Raw genomic sequence first — 2,787 nt, forward strand, 5'->3', positions numbered from 1 at the left:
CCGGGCCAAGAACATTCAGCTAAGCTACACACTACCCGTTGCCCTCAGCAGCAAGATCGGAATGAGCCGGGCACAGATATACGTTTCGGGCATGAATCTCTTCGAGGTAACCAAGATTCGCAAGCCACTCGACCCCGAGACTATCCAAACGCCGACCATCGAGTACCCGATGCAGCGGATTGGCACGGTGGGGATCAATGTTTCATTTTAATCAGTTGACAGTTGACAATGGACAGTTGATAGTGCCTTTGTCAAATCAACGAATCAACATATAAATATGAAAAAGAACCTATTTAATTACAGCTTCGCACTGGCAGCTACGTTCCTGCTGAGCGGTTGCAACGACGATTTGCTGGAAAAGTATCCGTTGGATCAAATCACCAACGAGACTTTCTGGAATACGGAGAACGACCTGGCGGTCTATAATACTACGTTGTACAACCAGGTACGGAATGACGAGCAGATACCGATCATGATGGGGCACAGAGACGGCTTCAATAGCCACTTCGGCAGTATCTGGCAACAAGATGAACTGTCGGACAATATGGCACCGCGCGAGCCGCGCCACGTCTTTTTCCAGGAGATCCGCGCGGGCAAACACAACATTCCTTCCAATCCCGATTGGTTTGGGTATCAGGGCTGGAACTTCGTGCGCACCGTCAATGTGGGCATGGCCAATTACAACAAAGCGGCCATTCCGCAGGCGACCAAAGACAGGTACATCGGCGAAGCCCGGCTTTTCCGGGGCTGGTTCTACGCCGAGAAAGTGGCTAAATACGGCGACGTACCCTACGTGGACCGCGAATTGAGTGTCGATTCGGAGGAACTGTATGCTGCCCGTATGCCCCGCAAGGAAGCCATGCAAAAAATACTGGCCGATCTGAACTTTGCCGTTGAAAAACTACCCGCCAACTGGGGCGACGGCAATGCACCGGGCCGCATTAACCGCTGGGGTGCCCTGCTGGTGAAGGCGCGCGTGTGTCTATACGAAGGTACTTTCAACAAGTACCACGGCGCGGGCGAGTCGAAGATGTGGCTCGAAGAAGCCGCCAAAGCCGCCAAAGAGTTGATTGAAAAAGGCCCGTATCGTCTCTACAACACTGGAAACCCAAGCTCCGATTACAACGCTTACCACCGCATCCTCGATCTGACGGGCAACCCCGAAGTAATCTCGTGGCGTAAGTACAAACTGGGTATCATCACCAACAACGTACAGGGATATTTCAACTATACGGGTGGTGCCACTAAAAGCTTCGTAGAGGACTACCTTTGTACCGACGGACTGCCCATTTCGCTCTCGCCGCTATACAAGGGCGACGAGAAGTTTGAGGACGCGTTTGAGAACCGCGACCCACGTATGCGTCAAACTGTCCTGCATCCGGCCGATACGAAAAAGTACAACTACCATCTCGGTGACGGACGTACCTACCCCCGCCTGCTAGGCGTTCCGGGCGGCGGTTTCCAGACCACTACGGGCTATCATATCATAAAGCATTATAACGCCGACGATATGATTGGTAAAGCCTTCAACACGAGCGAGTCGCCCGCGATCACGCTGCGTTTGGCCGAGGCGCTGCTCATTTATGCCGAGGCGCAAGCCGAATTGGGCATTATCACGCAGGGCGACCTGGACATCTCGATCAACAAGCTGCGCGACCGCGTGAAGATGCCGCCTATGGTGTTGAGTAACATTCCAGTCGATCCGCGTTACACGAAAGACGGAATTTCGCCGCTCATCGCCGAAATCCGCCGCGAGCGCCGCATCGAGATGTTCATGGAAGGACTGCGTTACGACGACCTGAAACGCTGGAAACAAGGCAAGAAGCTGGAAGTTCCGGCGATGGGCATCCGCTGGAGTGCTGATGCACAAGCTCGCTTTAAGGGTACGACCATGCAGACCTCCACCGACCCCGTGTCCGGCAAAGTGTACATCGATGTGTACAAAGGCACCGACTGGGCTGTTCCCGTCTTCGACGAAGCCAAGCATTACCTCTGGCCGATTCCGCTCAATTCGCTGGCCCAGAATCCCGCCATCAAGCAAAATCCGGGCTGGGAGTGAGGTTAATTTTGAATAAGTGATTGAGTGAATGATAGAATATTGCTTTTGCCAGCTAACGTCTATTCTATCATTCTAACATTCAATCATTGTATAAAAAACAAAGCCGCCGCGATAGCATTAGAAATGCTGTTACGGCGGCTTTGTTCTTCATGATTGTCAGATTCTTGTCTTTATGAAAATTATAAAAAATGCGTTCGCTCTCTGGCTGTTCGCCGCAATTGTATTTTGTTACAAGCCACTTTACGCGCAAACGGTACCCGACCCACCCGCACAGCATCCGCGTATTTTGCTAATGGCAGGGGAGGAGGAACAGATTCAAAAGTCCATTGACTCCGATCCGCTTTGGCGAAAAATGCATCAAACAATTCTGGATGAAGCTAATGGGATGATTTCTCTTTCGCCTATCGAGCGGGTACTGGAAGGCCGCCGTTTGTTGGGCCAATCGAGGGAGGCCTTACGCCGCATCTTTAACTTGGCCTACGCTTACCGACTGACCGACGATGCCAAATATGCAAAGCGGACAGAAAAAGAAATGCTTGCCATCGCCCAATTCAGCGACTGGAATCCTTCGCACTACCTCGATGTGGGCGAAATGACCATGGCGATGGCCATCGGTTATGATTGGGTTTACCCTACGCTCTCGACTGAATCGCGAAAAACGATCAGCGAAGCCATCGTGAAGCAGGGCTTGAAAACTTCCCAAGATAAGCGCTATAACAAATGGCTTC

At 51.9% G+C, this 2,787-nt stretch carries 3 protein-coding genes; all 3 read left to right on the forward strand.

Annotated features, from left to right (window positions below; genetic code table 11):
* Positions 1 to 211: hypothetical protein (locus ACEW8P_RS17095; RefSeq protein WP_373514287.1), on the forward strand; the 211-nt coding region annotated here is incomplete at its 5' end.
* 66 nt (positions 212 to 277) lie between these two features.
* Positions 278 to 2,059: a RagB/SusD family nutrient uptake outer membrane protein gene (locus tag ACEW8P_RS17100; RefSeq protein ID WP_373514288.1), complete on the forward strand. Its 1,782-nt coding sequence runs from the start codon at positions 278 to 280 to the stop codon at positions 2,057 to 2,059.
* 172 nt (positions 2,060 to 2,231) lie between these two features.
* A partial coding sequence (locus tag ACEW8P_RS17105; RefSeq protein ID WP_373514289.1) for a DUF4962 domain-containing protein occupies positions 2,232 to 2,787 on the forward strand: 556 nt, incomplete at its 3' end.

Origin of the sequence: Persicitalea sp. (assembly GCF_041751555.1) — a bacterium.
In the GTDB taxonomy this organism is placed as follows: domain Bacteria; phylum Bacteroidota; class Bacteroidia; order Cytophagales; family Spirosomataceae; genus Persicitalea.